This window comes from Streptomyces sp. NBC_00386 (assembly GCF_036063235.1).
Lineage (GTDB): Bacteria > Actinomycetota > Actinomycetes > Streptomycetales > Streptomycetaceae > Streptomyces.
The window spans coordinates 461334-480894 of record NZ_CP107950.1; the positions used below are offsets into that span (position 1 = coordinate 461334).

Here is a 19561-nt window from a genome sequence, read left to right on the forward strand (position 1 = left end):
AGCCCCGTGCCGTGCGGGCTCTCCGGGAAAGTGCGCATCGTCGGGGCCCTGTCGGTGAATGGGCAGGTACAGGGTGCTCGGGCTCCACGCGGGCAGGGAGCCGCCGAGGGCGGGGGCTGCGTCGGGGGGCCGTTCACGGTGGATCCGCCCGGCTGCCCCAGACCGACCCGGCCGATCGCACATGGAGGGCCGCCGGCGCCGAGCACGGAGGTCTCCTTCCCGACCGATTTTGCATGATCGGCCCAGAATGATCGCCTGGGCGGCCGAGCTCCGGCCATCAGGCCTGGGCCGGGGCGCTCCCGCTGGGTGAGTCCTCGACGCGTGCGGCCCGGGCTCGCCGGAGCGCTCGCCTCAGCCCCACCAGCGCGGTGGCGGTTCCGGCTCCGACGGGAGCAAGCGGCCAGTACGCGATGGTGTTCCCGAAAGCCGCGCACCCCATGAGCACGAAGCTCGCCGCCATCCCGACGAGGAACCCGAACGCCCAGGATGGGGCCCGCTCCTGACGCTCCAGCCGCACCCCGCCGTCGCGGCCGGCCAAGTATGCCGCGGCGGCCAGGGCGAGGGCGATCAGATAACCCGTGATCAGCGGGTAGAGCATGAACAGTGCCATGTCCCATCCCTCGGGGTACCAGCCGAGCCACACGTCACGCCCGTCGATCTCCACGACCCGCCCGTGCCACAGGCCCGCCCGGACCCGCTGCCCCTCCTGGAGGCCGTTCGCAGAATCGTCCGGGACGCCGTTCACCGTCTTCGTCTCGTCGCCGATGCGCAGTTCGATCGTGTACTTGGTGGTGACGGTCCAGTCGCCGCTGCCGCCGTCCTGGCCTCCGCCGTCTCTCCCACTCGTCGTGTGGGACGTCAGCTTCGTAATGGTGGCCCCGGCCGTGTGCAGCGTTCCGTTCGACTGTGCGTGCGCGACGCCCGTCTCCTCGTAGGTGCGCATGGCGAGCAGCAGGATCAGGGCAGCCATGACCAGGCGGAACACCCAGCGCAGTGCATGGCCGTGCATTGTCCTGGGCCGCCTCGTGCCCGGTCTCGTCCGCGACGTCGTGTCCCCGGTCTGCTCCTGCGTCATCGGACCCCCTCGCCTTCCGGTCGGGAACAGACGAAAGCCGTCCCACCGGATCACACGCCGTACAACTGGCCATGGTTGCGGTCGACCACCCGGCCGTGACCGTGTCACCGGATGGCAGATGTCCCAGGCCGTCGACCTGGCGGGTGAGGGGTTCGGGGCAGACTGGTCCGCGTCGCACTGTGCGGGATCCTGCGACGGGAGCAGCTGGTACGCGCCGATCCACTCCGTCCCGAACGGCACATCCGTGTCCCGGCAGTTGCCAAGTCCCGTGTCATCCAAGGCAGTTCCCCGCCGAACTGTCCCGCGAGCCGGGCAGGCCGGAGGCCGGCGTCTCCAGGACTGCCGGATGCGGAGTGGGAGTTCGTGCGCTGCTCGACGTGCCGCGGCCGCTCGCGTGGCCGGCCCGTCGGTGCTGACGGACCGGGCTGAGCGAGCTGGTCAGGCAGACGAGGCGGACCGGTGGGCGCCGCAAACCCCGCCCCGCGGAAGCCGGCCGCGCCGCCGCAGAGCGCCGTACCGTCGCGGGCCGAGGACACGGAACGACAACTCTCCGCGAGCGGCCCGCTTTTTCGTCCCGTCGGGGGTACCCGGGCGCCGAACCCCGGTGGAGAACGGCGTCAGGAGTGCCATGCGCGTCAAGGTCGGATACTTCAGGACCAGGTCACTCAAAAGACGCCTGCGGCGCTGTGCCCGTGAGGTGTTCGGCTGGGAGCGCCTGCGTCCGTCCCAACTCGCGGCCATGACAGCGGTGATGGAGGGGCGCGACACCATCGTGGTGATGCCGACGGGTGCGGGGAAGTCCGCCGTGTACCAGGTGCCGGGCGTACTGCTGGACGGGCCGACCGTCGTGGTCTCGCCCCTGATAGCGCTCCAGCGGGACCAGGTCGCCCATCTCGCGCGTATCGAGGGGTCCGGCGCCTCGGCCGTCAACTCCGCGCAGCGTGCACGGGACAACGAAGCCGTGTGGGAGCGCGTACGCGAGGGCCGACTGGACTTCCTGTTCGTCTCGCCCGAGCAGCTCGCCAAGGACGAGGTGGTGGAGCAGATCGCCGCGGCCGCTCCCGCGCTGATGGTGGTCGACGAGGCACACTGCGTGTCTTCGTGGGGATATGACTTCCGGCCCGACTACCTCTCCCTGCGCCATGTGCGTGAACGCATCGGCCGTCCTGCGCTCCTGGCCCTCACTGCCAGCGCGGCGGCCCCCGTGCGGGCGGACATCGTGGAGCGGCTCGGTATGCGCGAGGTGCACGAGGTGGTCGCGGGGTTCGACCGCCGCAACATCACGCTGGAGGTCGTACGGCACCGGGAGAACGCGGCCAAGCGCCGGTGGGTGGTGGAACGGGCGGCGGCCGAGGCCAAACCGGGCATCGTCTACGCGGGAACGCGGCGGGAGGCCGAACAGTACGCGCGGGAGCTGTCGGCGCTCGGATTCGACAGCGCCGCCTACCACGCGGGGCTGTCGGCGGCGGAGCGCTCCCGGACGCACGACCGCTTCCGGGACGGCGGACTCGACGTGGTCGTCGCCACCTCCGCGTTCGGGATGGGCATCGACAAGCCGGACATCCGCTTCGTGCTGCACGCCTCGGTGCCGGGTTCCCTCGACACCTACTACCAGGAGATCGGCCGGGCGGGCCGCGACGGGCGACCGTCGACGGCGATCCTCGCGTACCGGCCCGAGGACCTCGGCGTGCAGCGGTTCCGAACGGGCGCTCCGCCCGACCCGGAGGTGCTGGGCGGCCTGTTCGACGCGGTGCGCGAGGCCCGGAGGCCGGTCACGGCGACCGGTCTGCGCGAGCGCACCGGGCTGTCCCAGACGCCACTGACGTCGATGCTGCACCTGCTGGAGGAGGCCGGTGCCCTGATGACAGCCGGGCGCAGCGGTGTTCGGGCCGTGCCCGGGGCACGGCGGGACACCTGCGTCCGCGAGGCGATGCGGATCGCCTCCGCCCGTGTCGACCTCGAACGTTCCCGGGTGGAGATGATGCGGGCGTACGCGGAGACGAACGGCTGTCGCCGGCGCCACATGCTCGGGTACTTCGGTGAGAGTCTGCCGGAAGGCGACTGCGCGGGCTGCGACATGTGCACCCGTGCGCAGGAGTTGAAGCAGACCCCCCTCCGGACCGGAGACATCCTCTCCGGTACGGGTCCCGACCCGCTGGAACCTGTGGCGGCCGACGGCGTCTTCCCGCCCGGGACGCGGGTGAGGCACAGCACCTGGGGTGAGGGCGAGGTGATGAGCGAAGAGGGGAACAGGATCACGGTCCTGTTCGAGAGCGTGGGCTATCGCACGCTGTCTCTCCCCGCCGTCCGGGCGCGAGGTCTGCTGACGCCGGCGCCGTCCGCCACGACGAGGGGCTGACGCCGCTTCGGCGTCGTCGGCACGCGGGGTCCGGCGACCACACCCTGCCCGGTCGCAGAGGACGGAACCGCGGCAATCGAAGCGACAGGCGCAGACCCCGGCGACGGCCTCGGCCAGTAGGCGGATGGCAGGGAGTCCGTTGCCGATCCTCGATGACTTCGCGCCCGGCTGGGGCACCACGGGATCAGCACCGGAGTTCGCCGGGGGTCCGCTTGGGGCAGGACAGGAACGGTTGCCTCGGGCGTCAGGCTCCGGCCTGGAGGCGGAGGCCCGCCAGCGTCAGGTCCAGCCCGGCGAGGAACTGCTCCTTGTCGTCGTGCGCGTCGAACTCGTCGACGATGTCGTGCACGAACGGGAACTCCTCGGCGTCGAGCGCACGCCACGTCTCGGTGTAGCGACCGAGGAACTCGTCGCGGTCCACGAAGCCGTCGAGCACCTCCTGGGGCGGCTCCTGCCCCATGTCGGCTGCGTTGCCGACCACGACGCCCACGATCGCCGACACGGCGTGGAACCGCTGCAGCGGCGTGAGGTCGAGTCGAAGAGTCTGCTGTCCCAGCTTCTCGAAAAGCCGCAACGAGTTGCCCTGGACGTCGGTGCGGCGCATGAAGTGCGCACCCAGCCACGGCCGGTCCACGATCGCGTCGAACAGAGTGACAGCCATCACGCGCAGGTCATCGATCGGGTCGTCGCTGCCGGTCTGCCCTTCGACGGCGGTCAGCACCCCGCCGAGCACGTGGTCGATGGCGCGGTCGAGCAGGTCGTCCTTGCCCGAGACGTACCAGTAGATGCTGCCGACGCCGGTGCCGAGCCGGGCCGCGAGGGCGCGGAGGGTCAGCGCCGGCTCGCCCGCCTCGTCGAGCAGGGCCACGGCCGCTGTGAGAACGGCCTCGATGGAGTGCGAGGCCCGTTGACGTCCTCGGGAAGGGCGATCGGCGGGTCGTGGTCGCGGGCCTGTCATGGCGCCCATCCAATCACAGCTTGCGCAACTATCGAACCTTGTTCTATTGTCGAACACTGTTCCATTGTCGAACGTCGTTCTATAGCCGACGGCGTTCCGAGAGGAGGCCCGCCATGACCACGACCGCCATAGCGCCCGCCGCATCGCGCACCTATCCGTCCCTGCGCGCGGCGTGGATTCCCCTGGCCGCGCTCTGCCTGGCCTTCTTCGTCGAGATGGTCGACAACACACTGCTCTCGATCGCGCTGCCCACGATCGGACGGGACCTCGACAGCAGCACGACCGCGCTGCAGTGGGTCACCGGCGGGTACTCGCTGACGTTCGGCGGCCTGCTGCTGACAGCGGGATCGATGGCCGACCGGCTCGGGCGCCGACGTGTGCTGCTGGCCGGCCTGGCGGTGTTCGGCCTGCTGAGCCTGGCCGTCGTCGCGGTCACCACCGCGGGGCAGCTCATCACCTTGCGGGCCGGCCTCGGCATCGCCGCGGCGGCGATGGCCCCCATCACCAACTCGCTGGTCTTCCGGCTGTTCGACGACAAGGCGCTCCGGATGCGCGCGATGACCCTGATGATCGTCGTCGGCATGTCCGGCTTCGTCCTCGGCCCGCTGCTGGGCGGCACCGCCCTGGCCCACTTCCAGTGGCAGTGGCTCCTGGTCGTCAACGCCCCGATCGCGTTGATCGCGGCCATCGGCGTCCGCCTCGGCGTCCCGGCCGACCGGCCGCAGGACCTGACCCACGACAAGCTCGATCTGCCGGGCGCCGGTCTGAGCGTCACCGCCATCGGCCTCGCCTGCTACTCGCTGACCAGCGGCGTCGAGCACGGCTGGCTCTCCACGACCACACTCGCGTCGGTCCTCGGTGCCATCACCGCGGGGATCGCGTTCGTGTGGCACGAGCGCCGCAGCGCATCGCCGATGCTGGACCTCCGCCTCTTCTCCGACGGCACCGTCCGCGGCGCCGCCATCGCGCAGATCGGCACGGCCATCGCGATGGCCGCCGTGATGTTCGGGCTGATCCTCCACTTCCAGTACGCCTACGGGTGGAGCCCCGTACGGGCCGGCCTGGCGAACCTGCCGATCATCGTGACCATGATCGTCGCGACCCCCCTGTCCGAGTGGCTCGCGGGAAGGTTCGGCCACCGCATCGCCTGCCTGGTCGGCGCGGCCTGCCTGGCCGGCTCACTGGCCGGCCTCGCCTGGGGCGTCGACCGCGGCTACGGCGCCATCGCGGTCTGCATGGTCGTGATGACCGTCGGACTGCGCACCGTCATGACGATCTGCGCCATCGCGCTCGTCGACGCGATGCCGGGCAACCGCACGTCGATCGGCACGGCGCTCAACGACACCGCCCAGGAGGTCGGAAGCAGCATCGGCACCGCCGTGGTCGGCACCCTCATCGCCGCACTGGTCACCACCCGGCTGCCCGCAGGCGCCTGGAGCGACGCTCTGGTGGCATCGTTCTTCCACGGCGAGCGGATCACCTACGCCGTGCTGGCGGTCGTCGTCGGCCTGATCGCGGCCGGCGGCGCACTCACACTCACCGACTCCCACGTCACCGAAGAGCCCGCCCACTGACGGTTTCGGAATGAGGTTCGAAGCCGTCCCAAGCAGATGATGCTGCAGGCGAGTTGGAGCCACGCAGGGTCGCGGGTCACGCCATTTCGTCGGTAGCTCGCGGGAAGGCTGCACACAACGCAGACCAATTCGCCGGCATGGCCCGGTGTACGTCCCCCGGCCGCGGGTAGGCGCTGTGTTGTCGGCTCCAGCAGTCGGCTGCACGGGGGCTGGACCATGTGGGAGGGGCCCGACATGACCGTGACCGAGGTGACCACCGAGCAGACGGTGATGCTGCCGGAGATCGCAGACCCGTCACGGGTCGCTCCCAAGGACGCCCGCACGTTGTCGAGACTGTTCTTCGACCGGCTCGCCGTTCTGGAAGAGGGCACGCCGGAGTACCAGTACGCACGCAACACCCTCATCGAAATGAATCTCACCCTGGTCCGCTTCGCAGCCGCGCGATTCCGCAGCCGCGGCCAGGACGAGATGGAGGACATCGTCCAGGTCGGCACGATCGGCCTGATCAAGGCCATCGACCGGTTCGAGCTCACCCGCGAAGTCGAGTTCACCTCCTTCGCTGTTCCCTACATCGTCGGCGAGATCAAGCGCTTCTTCCGCGACACCACGTGGGCCGTCCACGTCCCACGCCGTCTACAGGAGGCACGCGTGGCGCTCGCCAAGGCCACCGAGGAGCTCCGCGGCCGACTCGGCCGCACCCCCACCGTCAAGGAACTCGCCCAGCTGATGGTCCTCACCGAGGACGAAGTCAACGAAGCACGCCTCGCCTCCAACGGCTACACCTCCTCCTCCCTCGACGCCACCATCAGCTCCGGCACCGACGGCGAAGCCGCACTGGCCGACTTCATCGGCACCGACGACCAGGCCCTCCAACTCGTCGAGGACTTCAACGCCCTCGCCCCTCTCATCGCCGAACTCGACGACCGCGAACGGCGCATCATCCACATGCGCTTCGTCGACGAACTCACCCAGGCCCAGATCGGCGAACACCTCGGCGTCTCCCAGATGCACGTCTCCCGCCTCCTCAACCGCACCATCACCAAACTCCGCACAGGCATGCTCACCACCGACTGAACACACGCGCATCAGCCCGGAACCCATGACGACCGCCACGTCGTCTGTCAGCGGCCGCCGGAACCTCGCCCGCTGGTACAAGCTGAGCAGTGGGGCAGCGACTCCGTCGTACCGGAGCTGGCCGGCTCAGGCTTCTCGGCTGTACCCGGTCCCGGAACGCCTGGCGCGACCGGTCTCTTGTCCTGGGGGCTGCTCCCCCGTGCGGCGTGGCGGCAGCCGGCGTTCAAGGGCAGGTTGGGGGTGTGGCGGCCCGGTACATCCTCCCCCCGAGGTACCAGGCCGCCCCGACCCCGGTGTCAGCCGGTCAGGGCTTGAGGGCCTGGGCGAGGGTGGGGTAACAGGCGATAACCGTGTCGAGGCCGACGATTTCGACGACCCGTTGGACCGGTTGGGTCAGGGCCGCCATCCGGATCCAGCCGCCCGCCGCGTCGGCGTCTCGGTGGGCGCCGGCCAGGACGCTGATGGCGCTGGAGTCCATGAAGGTGACCGCCCCGAGGTCGAGCACGGTCAACGGCCCGCTGTCTTCCTCCATGCGCAGGGCCTGGCGCAGCGTGTCGACGTTGTCGGCGTCGACTTCACCGGTCAGGGACAGGACACGGATGCCTGCGGTGACGGTCTGGGTGATGGACAGTCGGGCGGGCTGCCCGGCGGTGTCGTGAATATCTGCCACGTGCCCTTCTGTATTCCTCGTCGTACCAGGTCATCGCTTCGGGCTGAAGGGCTGTCAAGAACGGCATCCTACGGGTGCCGCGTCCGTGTGGCTGTGCCACAGGTAACGCGTCCCGGTCAGTGCGTGGGTAACGTCCTGGTCGGTGCGTGAGCGGTGCCGGGTGGGGTACCTGGCGGGGACAGGGAAGCGGGCAAAGATGGATCAATCAGCTGACGAAAGTGGCGGGGAACTGAGCGGTCCCTCGCTGATGGAGGCCTCGCTGGCGCTCAACAGCGACGGCTCACGCATCGCCCAGGCCCGCCATCTCGCCACGGAGTTCCTGGACAAGGTCAGGCACACGCAGGGCGTCCCGGTGGTGACGGCCACGGTGGAGATCGTCCAGCTGATCGTGAGTGAACTGGTCACCAACGCCCGCAAGTACGCGCCGGGTCCTGCTCTCCTGCGCCTGCGGGTCGCCGACAGCGTGCTGCAGGTCGAACTGTGGGACAGCAACCCCGCGCTGCCGGCCGCCGAGGCTCCGGACCCCGAACGCATCGGCCGGCACGGGCTGGAGATCGTCACCGCGCTCGCCCAGTCCCTCACTGTAGAGACGACACCGGTCGGCAAACGCGTCATCGTCCTTGTCGCCCTCACCGGGGCCGGTGCAGCGGGTGTCGGCTAGAGGGCGTCTGAAAAGCCTGTCAGTGGGCTGGTCTTGCGAGGCGGCGCACGAGGAGCACGGCCATGGAGAGGTAGATGGCGTTCTCCGAACACACACGCAGGTACTCGTAGTCCTTCGACAGGCGGCGGCACCGTCCCAGCCAGGCAAACGTCCGCTCTACCACCCAGCGCCGCGGCACCACCGCGAAGGTGGGCACTGCCGGAGGCGGCTCTCCCACCCGAGCCCAGGTTGAGCGGAACCCGCCATCGCGGCGCTGCACCACCTCCACGGTGATGCCGCTGGCCTCCCGGGCCCAGGTGTGGAAGCCGGTGACGTCTACGGCAGCGTGAGCACCTGGTTCGGCGGAGTAGGTGCATCCCTGGCCTGCGGCGTGAACCCCCACACCAAGGAGCCCTGGGTCCAGGAGGCCTACCGGCTGACGTGCGGTCCACTCAGACTCTGAGGAGCAGACCCGGCGGGCAGCACTGAAGTGGGACCGCCAGATCTGACGACGAACCACTGGCGCAACGCTGGACCGTGTCCGGCAAATGATCACTCCGCCGGGTTGTGCCGGCTTCAATTGCCTTGCTCCTCTGGCTCCGACCAGGGATTCTGAGCCGGTGCCAGGGCAGGGGAAGAGAAAGCGGCGACAAGAGGCGGAGAGGCAGCGGCTTGCCGCTCGCACGGCGCCGGGCGCGGGACGATGGGAAGTGGTCTTCGAGAGCGGAGACCGTGCGGAGCTGCGCGTCCACGTGCGCCACCTGCAAGACGAGGGAGTCGACGCGTCGATGATCCGGATCGACACGCTGTGCGGCCGCCTGAAGTACCCGTCGGGGTATCGCCTGAGCCGGTTCGTGACGGACCCCGCATGCGAGTCCGACAACGATCACGCGGATGACTGATCTTGTGGCAGGTCGAGGCGAGTTGACGGACACGGCATGGGAGCGGATAGCGCCCCTGCTGCCGCAGATGGACAGGCGTGGCCGTCCGTGGCGTGATCACCGACAGGTGGTCAACGGGGCGCCGCGGAGACTGCGGACCGGAGCTCCGTGACGCAACCTGCCCGAGCGCTATGGGCCGTGGCAGACCGTCTACGAGCGGTTCGCCCGCTGGGAGGCGGACGGCACCTGAGCGAAACCGCTGGAGCACGTCCAGGTCCGCGACGACGCCGTGGGCCGGGTGGAATGAACCGTCGCCGTCGACCCCACGATCAACCGTGCTCACCAGCACGCCGCCGACGCCCGCAAAAAAAGAAGGCGAACTTGCAGGTCCGTCTCCCGTGTACCGGGGCAAGCCCGGTTCCAAGATGCGTGTCCTGTCCGACGTGAACGGACTGCCTCTACGCGTCGGCCTCTCCGCAGGGAACACTCACGACAGCCTCGGGCTGAAGCCGATGGTCGCCCATCTCCACGTAGGACACGGATCCCACAGCGAGTATTCCAAGCCCGAGCGACTCCACGCCGACAAGGCCTACGACCTCCCTGACCTGAGGAAATGGCTACACAGCCGGCACATTGGCGTCCGCATCGCACGCAAGGGAATCGACTCAAGCGAACGCCTGGGCCGCCGACGGTGGGTCATCGAGCGCACGATCTCCTGGCTCACCGGATACCGCCGCCTGTCCCCTCGTTACGAGCACCACCCCCGCAACTACCCCCGGCCTTCCTTGGTCTCGCCGCCGCCATCTGCTGCTACAAGCGCTTCCTCAAGCTGACCATGCAGGACACGGTGTCAGCTCCGGACGAGCACGCGTCCGACCGGTGGGATCACTCCTCAACTCCCCGCCCCGGCAATGGCGTCGACGATAAGATGATCTCGCTCGCACCTGCGGCGCATGCCCCGATCCGTCCTCTCCGGGAGACCAAGACATGAGCGTGGCCGGCAGCGCGTCCGACGCGAGCGCGAACGATGAACGTGAGGTCTTCGTCGGGCGGCGGTCCGAGTCCGAGCGGCTCGCGGCGTGTGTGGACAAGGTGCGCGGCGGTGAGGCATGGCTGGCGGTCGTCGAGGGTGAGGCGGGGATCGGCAAGAGCGCTCTGATACGCCGGGTGGTCTCCTCGCTGGAGGACTTCACGGTGCTGTGGGCGGTGGGCGATCCCTCGGAGACCGATCTGCCCGGTGGTGTGCTGAGCCAGTTGGCGAGGCGGGTGGACAGGGATCTGGCGGCCCGGTTCCCGCTGCTGGCGCGGCCGGACACGGCGGGGGTGTCGCCCCACGCCCTGGGCGGGCAGTTGTTGCTGCTGCTGGGCGCGCTGCAGGAGTCCGGGGGCGGGGTCGCGGTCGTCGTCGACGACGCGCACTGGGCCGATCCGCTGTCCTCGCAGGTGCTGGGATTCGTGGTGCGCCGGCTCTGGGCCGACCGGGTGCTGGTGCTGATGGCGACCCGTACGGACAGCGAGCAGAGCGGGCAGGCGCTGGAACGGCTGGTGCGGTCCGTCGACCGGGCGGCGCGGGTCGAGGTCGGCGGACTCGGACAGGACGAGGTCGACCAGTTGGCCCGGCGCCTGTTGGCGGTGCGTGTGACACCGGAGCTGGTGACACGGCTGCACGGCTACACGAAGGGCCATCCCCTCTACGTCCGCACGGTCCTGGCGGAGGTACCGCTTCAGGTGCTGGGCGACGAGTCGGCACGGCGGTGGCCGGTCCACCAGTCGCTGCGGGCGGGGATCGGGGCCGCACTGGGGCGCCTTCCCGCCGATTCGGTGGCCCTGGTGGAGGCGCTGGCGGTACTGGACGGCAAGTTCCCCCTGGTGGGTGTGGCGCGGGTGGCCGGGGTGGACGACGCGGTGCGGGCGCTCGAACCGGCGCTGGCGGCGGGTCTGGTGCGGTGGTGGCCGGCGGATTCCGTGGGGCCGGTGGCCTTGGTGCACGGGTTGCAGCGGGACGCGGTCTACGCGGGGATCGGTCCCGAGCGACGGCGCGCGCTGCACACCGCCGCGGCCGAGGTGGTGGGTTCGGGGGCGGCCTGGGCTCATCGTGTGGCCGCGGCCACGTCCGATGACCCTGTTCTGGCGGCCGACCTGGAGCGTTCGGCGAACGCCGAGGCCCTCGCCGGCCGCAACGCCCTGGCCGCCACCCGGTTGCTGTGGGCGTCGTCGTTGTCCGGCGACCGCCTGGAACGGGAGCGGCGTCTGCTCACGGCCTGTGCGCAGTGGCTGCTGACCTTGCAGCCGTGGGCCGCCGTGCGGTTGAGGGCGCAGGTGGAGGAGTGCGCGGAGGGAACGCTGCGCAGTTGTGTGCTGGGGGTCATGGACCTCCTGGCGGGCCGGCTGGCCGTGGCCGAGACTCGGTTGTCCGAGGCCTGGCAGGAGGCGCTCGCCGATCCGGACGCGAGCTGGGTGGCGCTCCTGGCCGGTACGTTTCTGACCGTCATCACGATCCGGCAGTGCCGGGGCGCGCGGACGGCCGACATCGCGGGCAAGACGCTGGCGATCGGTGACCTCGACGCGGGCACGTCCGATTTCATCCGCGCGGTGCTGGCCACGGGCCGGATGTGGGACCAGGGGCCCGGTGCGGCGCTGCTGGACCTGGCGCACCTTCCCGTCGAGGCCGCCGATGCGCCGAACGACCAGCTCGCGACGCTGGCCACCCGTGGTGTCATGCACCTGTTCCTGGGCCGGCTGGCCGCGGCGCGGGCCGATCTGGTCACCGTGGCACACCGCGACCGGCTGGGCGCGGGGTCCAAGCTCAGCCATCTGTCGTCGTCTCTGCTGGCGGTGGTGGAGTACCTCGCGGGTGACTGGAATGCCAGTGAGAGCGCGGCGGACCGGGCGCTCGCGATCGCCGCGGCCCACGACCACGTCCTCGGCGACGCGGCCACGTGGTTCGCGGCCGTGTGCGTACAGGCGGGGCGCGGGCACTGGGAGGCGGCCCAGGAGTCCGTCGAGGCCCTGGAGCGGATCAACCGGATGCTGGGAGATCCACCGGCGGAACGCGTGTACGCCGGACTGGCGGGGGCGGTGCTGGCGCAGGCCCGGGGTGACCACGCCGCCATGGTGAGGTCGTTGGCTCCGCTGGTCGAGCCGGTGACCGGAACCGGAGCCGAGGACGGGGACGAGGGCGATCGGGTACGCCTGCGGTTCAAGCCCCTGTGGTTGTGGCAGCAGTCCCTGCTGGTCGAAGCGCTCACCGGGACGGGACGGCTGGCGGCCGCCGCCTGGGCCCTCGACGACTTCTGGCGCGGTTACGACGGCAGTGGATATCTGCGGGTCGTGGGAGCCCGGCTCAGCGGCCAACTCGCCGAAGCCCAGGGGCGGCCGCGTGAGGCGCTGGCGATCTACGCCCAGGCTCTGGGCGGGAAGACGGACGGCACCGATGGGCCCGACGCCGCCGGAAGCCCCGTCGAGACCGACGGGGTCGGTGACGCCGGCGAGGACGCCCCGCTGTTCCGCGCGATGCTGGAACACGGTTACGGCAGGCTCCTGGTGGCGACCAGGACCGGCTCCCGGCGGGAGGCCGCACGGTGGTTCAAGTCGGCCCACGACCGATTCGACGCCCTGCGGGCAGAACCGTTCCTGCAGCGCTGCGAGACGGATCTCGCCGCCATGGGACTCACCGCTCCCGCCCACGCCCGGCAGCACGTACTCGCGCTGACCGAGCGGGAGTTGTCGGTCGCCCACCTCATCGCCGGCGGAAAGACGAACCAGGAGGCCGCGACGGAGCTCTACGTCACCCAGAAGACCGTCGAGTACCACTTGTCGAACATCTACGCCAAGCTCGGCATCACCTCACGCCGCCACCTCGCACAGGCGCTCCGGACCCCGCAGCCCTGACGGCATCGCAGCGGCAGCGGCACGTCGGCGGTCACACTAGGGTCGACCCCCAGGGGCCCGGGGCCTCCGGGGTGATCTCCTGAGGGCATGACTGGACGCTCCCGGGCCGGAGCCCGCACCCGCCGGGTTCCGCTCACCGGTCGACACGAGGAACTGCGGGCCCTGTCCGACCTGGTCGCGGGCGTGCGTGACGGTATGAGCGCGGCGCTCGTCGTCGTCGGCGAGGCCGGTATCGGCAAGACCACGCTGCTGGACCACCTCGCTGAGACCTCGAACGACCTGCGGGTCGTACGCACCGCCGGGACGGAGTCCGAGGCGCGGCTCGGATTCGCGGGCCTGCACCGTCTGCTGCGGCCCTTCCTGGACGGTCTGGAGTCGCTGCCGGCCCCCCAGCACGAGGCACTGGCCTCCGCGTTCGGGATGCTGGCCGCGCCCCGGGCCGATCGCTACCTGGTGGGTATGGCCGCCCTGACGCTGCTGGCCGACGCCGCCTCGGCACGGCCGCTGCTGTGCCTGGTCGACGACGTGCAGTGGCTGGACCGCGAGTCCCGCGACGCGCTGGCGTTCGTGGCCCGGCGGCTGGGCGCGGAGGCTCTGGGCCTGGTGGTCGCGGGCCGCGAGGAACCGGGCGGACCAGGCGCGTTCGAGGGGCTGGAGACTCTGACGGTCGGCGGACTGGCCGGCGCCCAGGCGCACGAGCTGCTCGGGCACAGCGTGGAGGGGCGGGTGGACGCGGCGGTGGCCGCGCGCATCGTGGCCGACGCCGGCGGCAACCCCCTGGCACTGATGGAGAGCGCCCAGGCGCTGAGCCCCGCGCACCTGGCCGGGACGGCCCCGCTGCTCGAACCGCTGCCGGTGGGAGCCCGGCTGGAGAACCACTTCGGACGTCTGGTGAAGGGCCTGCCTCCGGAGACCCGGACCTTCCTGGTACTGCTGTCGGCCGCGCCGCCCGAGGACGCGCTGCTGCTGTGGCGGGCGGCGGCGGAACTGGGCGTCTTCGCGCAGGCCGCGGACGCGGCGGTATCCGCGGGCGTGCTCACCGGCAGGCGGCTGCTGGAGTTCCGGCACCCGCTGATCCGCTCGGCCGTCTACCGCAGCGCCCCGGCCGGTGAGCGCAGGCGTGTCCACGCCGCGCTCGCCGCCGTCAGCGATGCGCTGCGCAACCCCGAGCGGCGGGCCTGGCACCGCGCCGAGGCGACCGTCGGGCTCGACGACGAGGTGGCCGACGAACTGGTCGCGGCGGCGGAACTGGCCCGCGGGCGCGGCGGCTATGCCGAACGGGCCGCCCTCCTGGCCCGAGCGGCACAGCTCTCCCAGGCCAACCGGGCGGTGCGGCTCGTCGAGGCCGCCCGGGCCCATCTCGTGATGGGCGATCCCGCTACGGCCCAGTCCCTCCTCGCGCAGGCCCAGCCGCTCCTGGCCGGCGGCGACACCGTCCTGCGGGCCCGTGCCCTGCTCACCCAGGCCACCACCGACATCTACTTCGGACGGCTCGCGGGCCTGGGATCGCCGCTGCTGGCCGCGGCCGGCGTGGTCGCGGACACGGACCGCGCTCTGGCCCGGTCCATCCTGCTGGAAGGACTCCTGGCCGTGCTGTGCGGTGAACACGACGCGGCGACCCGCCAGGAACTCGGCGTGACGATCCTGACCTCACCCGCCCTGAGCCCGCTGGCCCCGGGCCCGCCGGCGCTGCCCGCGCCGGCCGGGTCCGCGCCGGTCGTGGTCCCGACCCCACCGGCCGTGGCCACGAACCTGCCGGCCGCGACCCCGCCAACCCTGGCATCGCCCGCCCTGTTCGCGCCGACCGTGACCCCGCGTGCCCTGGTACCGGCGGCTCCAACGCCGGCGGCCCTGGCACCAGCGGTCTTCGCCCCGTCGGCCGAGGCCTCGGCCCTGACCACGCTGACCGTGGCCTCACCGTTCGCCGCCCCGCGAGCCGCCGCCCCGCCAGTTGCCGCCCCGCCGGCCGTCACCACGGCGGTCGTGCCCCCGACACCTGAGCCGTCCGCCCTCCCCAGCAGCGCCGACCTCCTTCTCGAAGGCTTCGCCCTGCGGATGCACGGCGACTACCAGGCCGCCCTGCCTCTCCTCCAGGCCGCACTCGCCGCCCTGGAACGGGACACCGACGTGGTCGGGCACGGCCTACGCGCGGCGACCCTGGCCCTCTACGCCGCCGAGGAGGTCTGGGACGAGACCGGCGGCGCGGAGGCAGCCCAGCTCGTGGAGGCACACGAGCGCGCCATCGGCGCGTTGGGAGCACTGCGCTCCACCCTGGTGGTCCGGTCCACCTGGGAGCTCCGAGCCGGCCGGTTCGCCACCGCCACCGCGTGCCTGGACGAGGCGCAGGACCTCGCCGCCGTCATCGGCCAGCCCTCACCCGGCCTGGCCTACCGTGTGGAGCTTCTGGCCTGGAGCGGCCAGGAATCGGCGGCTCGCACGGCCGCGGACCTCCTCGTACGCGACCTGGCCAGCCGGCACGCGCACGGCGGTCTGGCCGACTGGGCCCGGAACAGCCTGACCGTCCTCGAACTCAGCCTGGGGAACTACGTCCAGGCCGCCGCCCACGCGCGCGTCACCTTCGACGCCGACAACGCCGGAGGCGCCCCCCGCGCCCTGCCCGATCTCATCGAGGCCTCCACCCGCTGCGGCGACCGGCCCACGGCCCGACAGGCCCTCACCCGCCTCGAAGAACGCGCCCTGCTGGCCGGCACGCCCTGGGCCCTGGGACTCCTGGAACGCTGCCGGGCCCTGGTCTCGGCCGACCACGACCGGGCCGAACCCCACTTCGCCCAGGCCTTGAACCTCTTCGACCGCACCCAGGTACGCACCGAACTGGCCCGCACCCACCTCGTCTACGGTGAATGGCTCCGCCGGCGCAAACGCCGCACCGACGCCCGGACCCAACTGGGGCACGCGTACCGGATGTTCACCGACATGGGGGCGGCCGCCTTCGCCGAGCGGGCCCGGACCGAGCTCCTCGCCACCGGCGCGCACCCCCGCAAGCGCGCCGGCCGCTCCCCGCACGACCTCACCGAGCACGACCTCACTCCGCAGGAACGGCGCATCGCCATCCTCGCCGCGCACGGAACCACCAACACGGAGATCGCGACCCGGCTCTTCATCACGCAGTCGACCGTCGAGTACCACCTCAACAAGATCTTCCGGAAACTCGACATCACCTCCCGGCGACAGCTCAACTCCTTGCTGACCAGCGAGAAATGAGCCTGTCGTCCGTCACTGGCGGACGGCATCCCCAGTCCGGTCGAGGTCCGGGCACGCGCCGGGACTGGGGGTTCTCCCCGATACGAACCAGGAAACGCGGGTGGTGTCCTGCTATGGCCGCACCCGCCGCCGACGACGACTCCGCCGGCCCCCTGGAAGGCCTCGACCCATGACACCGGAACCCCGCCCCACCACGACCGCGAACCGCCGGTCGTTCCTCAGGACCGCGACGGCCGCGCTGGCGGTCCCCACCGCGGCCGTCCTCGTCGGCGAGGCGCTGTCGGGCACGGCACACGCCGCCACCGCCACCGCTTCGACGGATCTTCCCGACTTCGCCCCGGTCCCCACCGCCGCGACCGGCCCCGCGCTCAACGAGCAGGGCTACTTCGTCGGCCGCATCAAGGGCAACCTGTACTGGGTGACCGACGCCTACTACCAGGCGATGTTCCTGAGCACCCGCGAAGGGGTGGTGCTCGTCGACGCGCCGCCGACCATCGGGAACAACCTGCTGCGCGCCATCGCCGAGGTCACCCGGGCCAACGGCCGGCCGCCGAAGGTCACCCACCTGGTCTACACCCACACCCATGCCGACCACATCGGCTCCGCCCACCTCTTCGGCAAGCACGTCGTGCGCATCGCGCACAGCGAGACCCGCCGGCTGCTCCGGCTGGAGGCCGACCCCAACCGGCCGCTCCCGACCGTGACCTTCGACGACCACTTCGACCTGCGCGTCGGCGGGGAACGCCTGGAGCTCGCCTACCACGGCCCCAACCACTCCCCGGACAACATCTTCGTCTACGCGCCCGACCACGCGACGCTGATGGTGGTGGACGTCCTCTATCCCGGCTGGGTGCCGTTCAAGAACCTGGCCGTCTCGCAGGACATCCCCGCCTGGGTGAAGGCCCAGGACACGGCGATGAGCTACCCCTGGACGACCCTGGTCGGCGGACACCTCGGCCGGCTCGGGGTGCGCGCCGACGGCGACGTGCAGAAGCGGTACATCGCCGACCTCACCGACAGCGTGAAGGCCGCGATGTCCCTGGACCCGACGCCGTTCTTCCAGAAGTACGGCCCGTCCGGGAACTCCTGGGCGATCTTCAAGACCTACCTGGACGCCGTCGCTCAGCAGGCGGCCGGTCCGGTGATCGCCAAGTACACCGGCGTCCTCGCCGCGGCCGACGTCTTCACCCTCGACAACGCGGCCACCATGCTCGAATCGCTGCGGATCGACGCCGGGCTCCTGGGTCCCTTCGGCACCCGTCCGTAATCGGAGCTCCCGGGGGACGGGGGTGGGGTGGGAACGGACGCGCGAGCAGGCGCGTCACCCCAGCCCCGCTCCGGAGTCCACCCACGATTCCGGCACGGACGCACTGGGGTCTTTCCCCGGTACGAACGCCTTCGCCCCCGTGGTGTGCTGGCCCGGCGCCGGACACCTGGCCGTACCGGCCGCACCGCCGTATCGATCACATCGCTGTACCCACCGCACCGACCGAACCGAGAGGTCGTCATGACGTCACCGACCCCCGTCCCCGTCATCTTCATCCACGGCCTGTGGCTGCACGCCAGCTCGTGGGCCCCCTGGCTCGACCTGTTCCAGCGGGAGGGTTACGCCCCGGTCGCACCGGGCTGGCCCGGCGACCCCGGCACCGTCGAGGAGGCCCGTGCCAACCCCGAGAGCATCGCCGACCACGGAATCGACGAGGTGGTGAACCACTACGCGGCGATCATCCGGGAGCTGCCGACCCAGCCCATCGTGATCGGGCACTCGTTCGGCGGCATGATCGCGCAGAAACTCCTCGGGCAGAACCTGGCGGCCGCCGCCGTCGCGATCGACGCCGCCCAGATCAAGGGAGTGCTCCCGCTGCCGCTGTCCGCGCTGCGCGCGACGCTGCCTGTGTTCAAGAACCCTGGCAACAAGCACCGCGCGGTCTCCCTCACGGCCGACCAGTTCCGCTTCGCGTTCGGCAACGCCGTGTCCGAGGAGGAGTCGGTTGAGCTGTTCGAGCGATGGGCGATCCCCGCCCCGGGCAAGCCCCTGTTCGAGGCCGCCGCCGCCAACTTCAACCCGCACTCGCCGGCCAAGGTCGACACCGGCAACGGCTCGCGCGGACCGCTGCTGCTGATGACCGGCGGCAAGGACCACACGGTGCCGGAGGCCGTCGTCCGGGCCACCCTCAAGCAGTACCGGCACTCCGACGCCGTCACCGACATCACCGACTTCCCCGACCGCGGACACTCGCTGACGATCGACGGCGGCTGGCGCGAGGTCGCCGACACCGCACTGGACTGGCTGCGGCGGCACTCCCTCTGAACGGCGCTTCCGTTGAACGGCGACTCCGTTGAACAAAGCCTCCGTTGAACGGCGCTTTCTCCGAACCGCACTCCACCGACAGCACCGGCATCATCGAAGGGCCCTGGCATGGATCTGCACCTGACCGGCAGGACCGCGGTCGTCACCGGCGCGAGCCGCGGCATCGGACTCGCCGTGGCCGGGGCACTCGTACGTGAGGGTGCCCGGGTCGTGACCGGTTCGCGGGAGATCACCCCCGAGCTGCGGGCGCTGGCCGCCGAAGGCGACGTCCTCACGGTCGCGGTGGACCTGACCGCGCCCGAAGGACCGGCCGAGCTGGTCGCCGCCGCGACATTCGCCTACGGCGGCCTGGACATTCTGGTGAACAACGTGGGTGCCGTCCGGCCCCGCACCGACGGCTTCCTCGCGGTGACCGACGACGACTGGGCCGCGACGCTGTCCGTCAACCTTCTGGCCCCCATACGCACCACCCGGGCCGCGCTCCCCCACCTGCTGGAGCGCGGAGCGGGGAGCATCGTGACGGTCAGCTCCGTCAACGCGTTCCTGCCCGACCCGCTCGTGATCGACTACAGCGCGTCGAAAGCCGCACTGTCGAACTTCTGCAAGTCCCTGTCCAAGCAGGTGGGCCCGCGGGGCGTCCGCGTCAACACCGTGAGCCCCGGCCCCGTCACCACCGGTCTGTGGCTGGCGCGCGACGGGGTCGCCGCGACGGTCGCCGCCGCCACCGGCGGCTCCGCCGGCGCCGTGGCCGAGCGGGCCGCCGCCGACGCCGCCACCGGCCGGTTCACCCGCCCCGACGAGGTCGCCGACCTCGTCGTGTTCCTGGCCGGCGACCGGGCCGCGAACATCACCGGGTCCGACTTCGTCGTCGACGGCGGTCTCGTCAGCACCCTGTAACCCCAGGCC

13 protein-coding genes and 3 pseudogenes are annotated in these 19561 nt (G+C 71.2%); 12 read left to right on the forward strand and 4 right to left on the reverse strand.

Going from position 1 to position 19561, the window contains the following annotated elements; all coding sequences use genetic code 11:
• Positions 1-277 precede the first annotated feature (277 nt).
• Entirely contained in the window at positions 278-1009 is a 732-nt protein-coding gene (locus OG780_RS01665; protein WP_328443877.1) for a hypothetical protein, read from the reverse strand.
• 694 nt (positions 1010-1703) lie between these two features.
• On the opposite strand from OG780_RS01665, the gene OG780_RS01670 reads away from it, so the two are divergent.
• Positions 1704-3434 carry a RecQ family ATP-dependent DNA helicase gene (locus OG780_RS01670; RefSeq protein ID WP_328443879.1) on the forward strand — a complete coding sequence of 577 codons (1731 nt, stop codon included), beginning with the start codon at positions 1704-1706 and terminating at the stop codon, positions 3432-3434.
• Positions 3435-3678: 244 nt separating this feature from the next.
• Here the strand turns inward: OG780_RS01670 and OG780_RS01675 are convergent, their stop codons facing one another.
• Complete coding sequence (locus tag OG780_RS01675; protein WP_328457826.1) at positions 3679-4326, reverse strand: TetR/AcrR family transcriptional regulator; 648 nt, start codon at positions 4324-4326, stop codon at positions 3679-3681.
• Between the two features lie 179 nt (positions 4327-4505).
• Between OG780_RS01675 and OG780_RS01680 the strand changes: the two genes are divergently transcribed.
• Positions 4506-5966 carry an MFS transporter gene (locus tag OG780_RS01680; RefSeq protein WP_328443881.1) on the forward strand — a complete coding sequence of 487 codons (1461 nt, stop codon included), beginning with the start codon at positions 4506-4508 and terminating at the stop codon, positions 5964-5966.
• A gap of 234 nt (positions 5967-6200) precedes the next feature.
• Positions 6201-7040, forward strand: coding sequence for an RNA polymerase sigma factor SigF (locus OG780_RS01685; RefSeq protein WP_328443883.1), 840 nt, complete (start codon positions 6201-6203; stop codon positions 7038-7040).
• Between the two features lie 304 nt (positions 7041-7344).
• Here OG780_RS01685 and OG780_RS01690 read toward each other — a convergent pair whose 3' ends face one another.
• Complete coding sequence (locus OG780_RS01690; RefSeq protein WP_328443885.1) at positions 7345-7710, reverse strand: STAS domain-containing protein; 366 nt, start codon at positions 7708-7710, stop codon at positions 7345-7347.
• Positions 7711-7906: 196 nt separating this feature from the next.
• Between OG780_RS01690 and OG780_RS01695 the strand changes: the two genes are divergently transcribed.
• A complete protein-coding gene (locus tag OG780_RS01695; RefSeq protein WP_328443887.1) occupies positions 7907-8371 on the forward strand; it encodes an ATP-binding protein in 465 nt (154 codons plus the stop codon).
• A 19-nt stretch (positions 8372-8390) separates the two neighbouring features.
• Here the strand turns inward: OG780_RS01695 and OG780_RS01700 are convergent.
• A pseudogene (locus tag OG780_RS01700) lies at positions 8391-8558 on the reverse strand (transposase); the annotation flags it as partial.
• Between the two features lie 502 nt (positions 8559-9060).
• Here OG780_RS01700 and OG780_RS01705 point away from each other — a divergent pair.
• The 8 genes and pseudogenes from OG780_RS01705 (at position 9061) to OG780_RS01735 (ending at position 19552) form a co-directional block, all read left to right on the forward strand.
• On the forward strand, positions 9061-9252 hold the full coding sequence (locus OG780_RS01705) for a hypothetical protein (protein ID WP_328443889.1): 192 nt from the start codon (positions 9061-9063) through the stop codon (positions 9250-9252).
• A 4-nt stretch (positions 9253-9256) separates the two neighbouring features.
• A pseudogene (locus OG780_RS44505) lies at positions 9257-9601 on the forward strand (transposase); the annotation flags it as partial.
• A pseudogene (locus OG780_RS01710) lies at positions 9588-10066 on the forward strand (IS5 family transposase); the annotation flags it as partial. The pseudogenes OG780_RS44505 and OG780_RS01710, both read left to right, overlap by 14 nt.
• A gap of 152 nt (positions 10067-10218) precedes the next feature.
• Positions 10219-13122, forward strand: coding sequence for a helix-turn-helix transcriptional regulator (locus tag OG780_RS01715; protein WP_328443890.1), 2904 nt, complete (start codon positions 10219-10221; stop codon positions 13120-13122).
• A gap of 87 nt (positions 13123-13209) precedes the next feature.
• Positions 13210-16344, forward strand: a complete 3135-nt coding sequence (locus OG780_RS01720; RefSeq protein WP_328443892.1) for a helix-turn-helix transcriptional regulator — start codon at positions 13210-13212, stop codon at positions 16342-16344.
• A 169-nt stretch (positions 16345-16513) separates the two neighbouring features.
• A complete protein-coding gene (locus OG780_RS01725; RefSeq protein ID WP_328443894.1) occupies positions 16514-17611 on the forward strand; it encodes an MBL fold metallo-hydrolase in 1098 nt (365 codons plus the stop codon).
• Between the two features lie 240 nt (positions 17612-17851).
• Complete coding sequence (locus OG780_RS01730) at positions 17852-18655, forward strand: alpha/beta hydrolase (protein ID WP_328443896.1); 804 nt, start codon at positions 17852-17854, stop codon at positions 18653-18655.
• Positions 18656-18763: 108 nt separating this feature from the next.
• Positions 18764-19552 (forward strand): SDR family NAD(P)-dependent oxidoreductase, encoded by a 789-nt coding sequence (locus OG780_RS01735; protein ID WP_328443898.1) that lies wholly within the window; start codon positions 18764-18766, stop codon positions 19550-19552.
• The last annotated feature ends 9 nt before the right edge of the window (positions 19553-19561 follow it).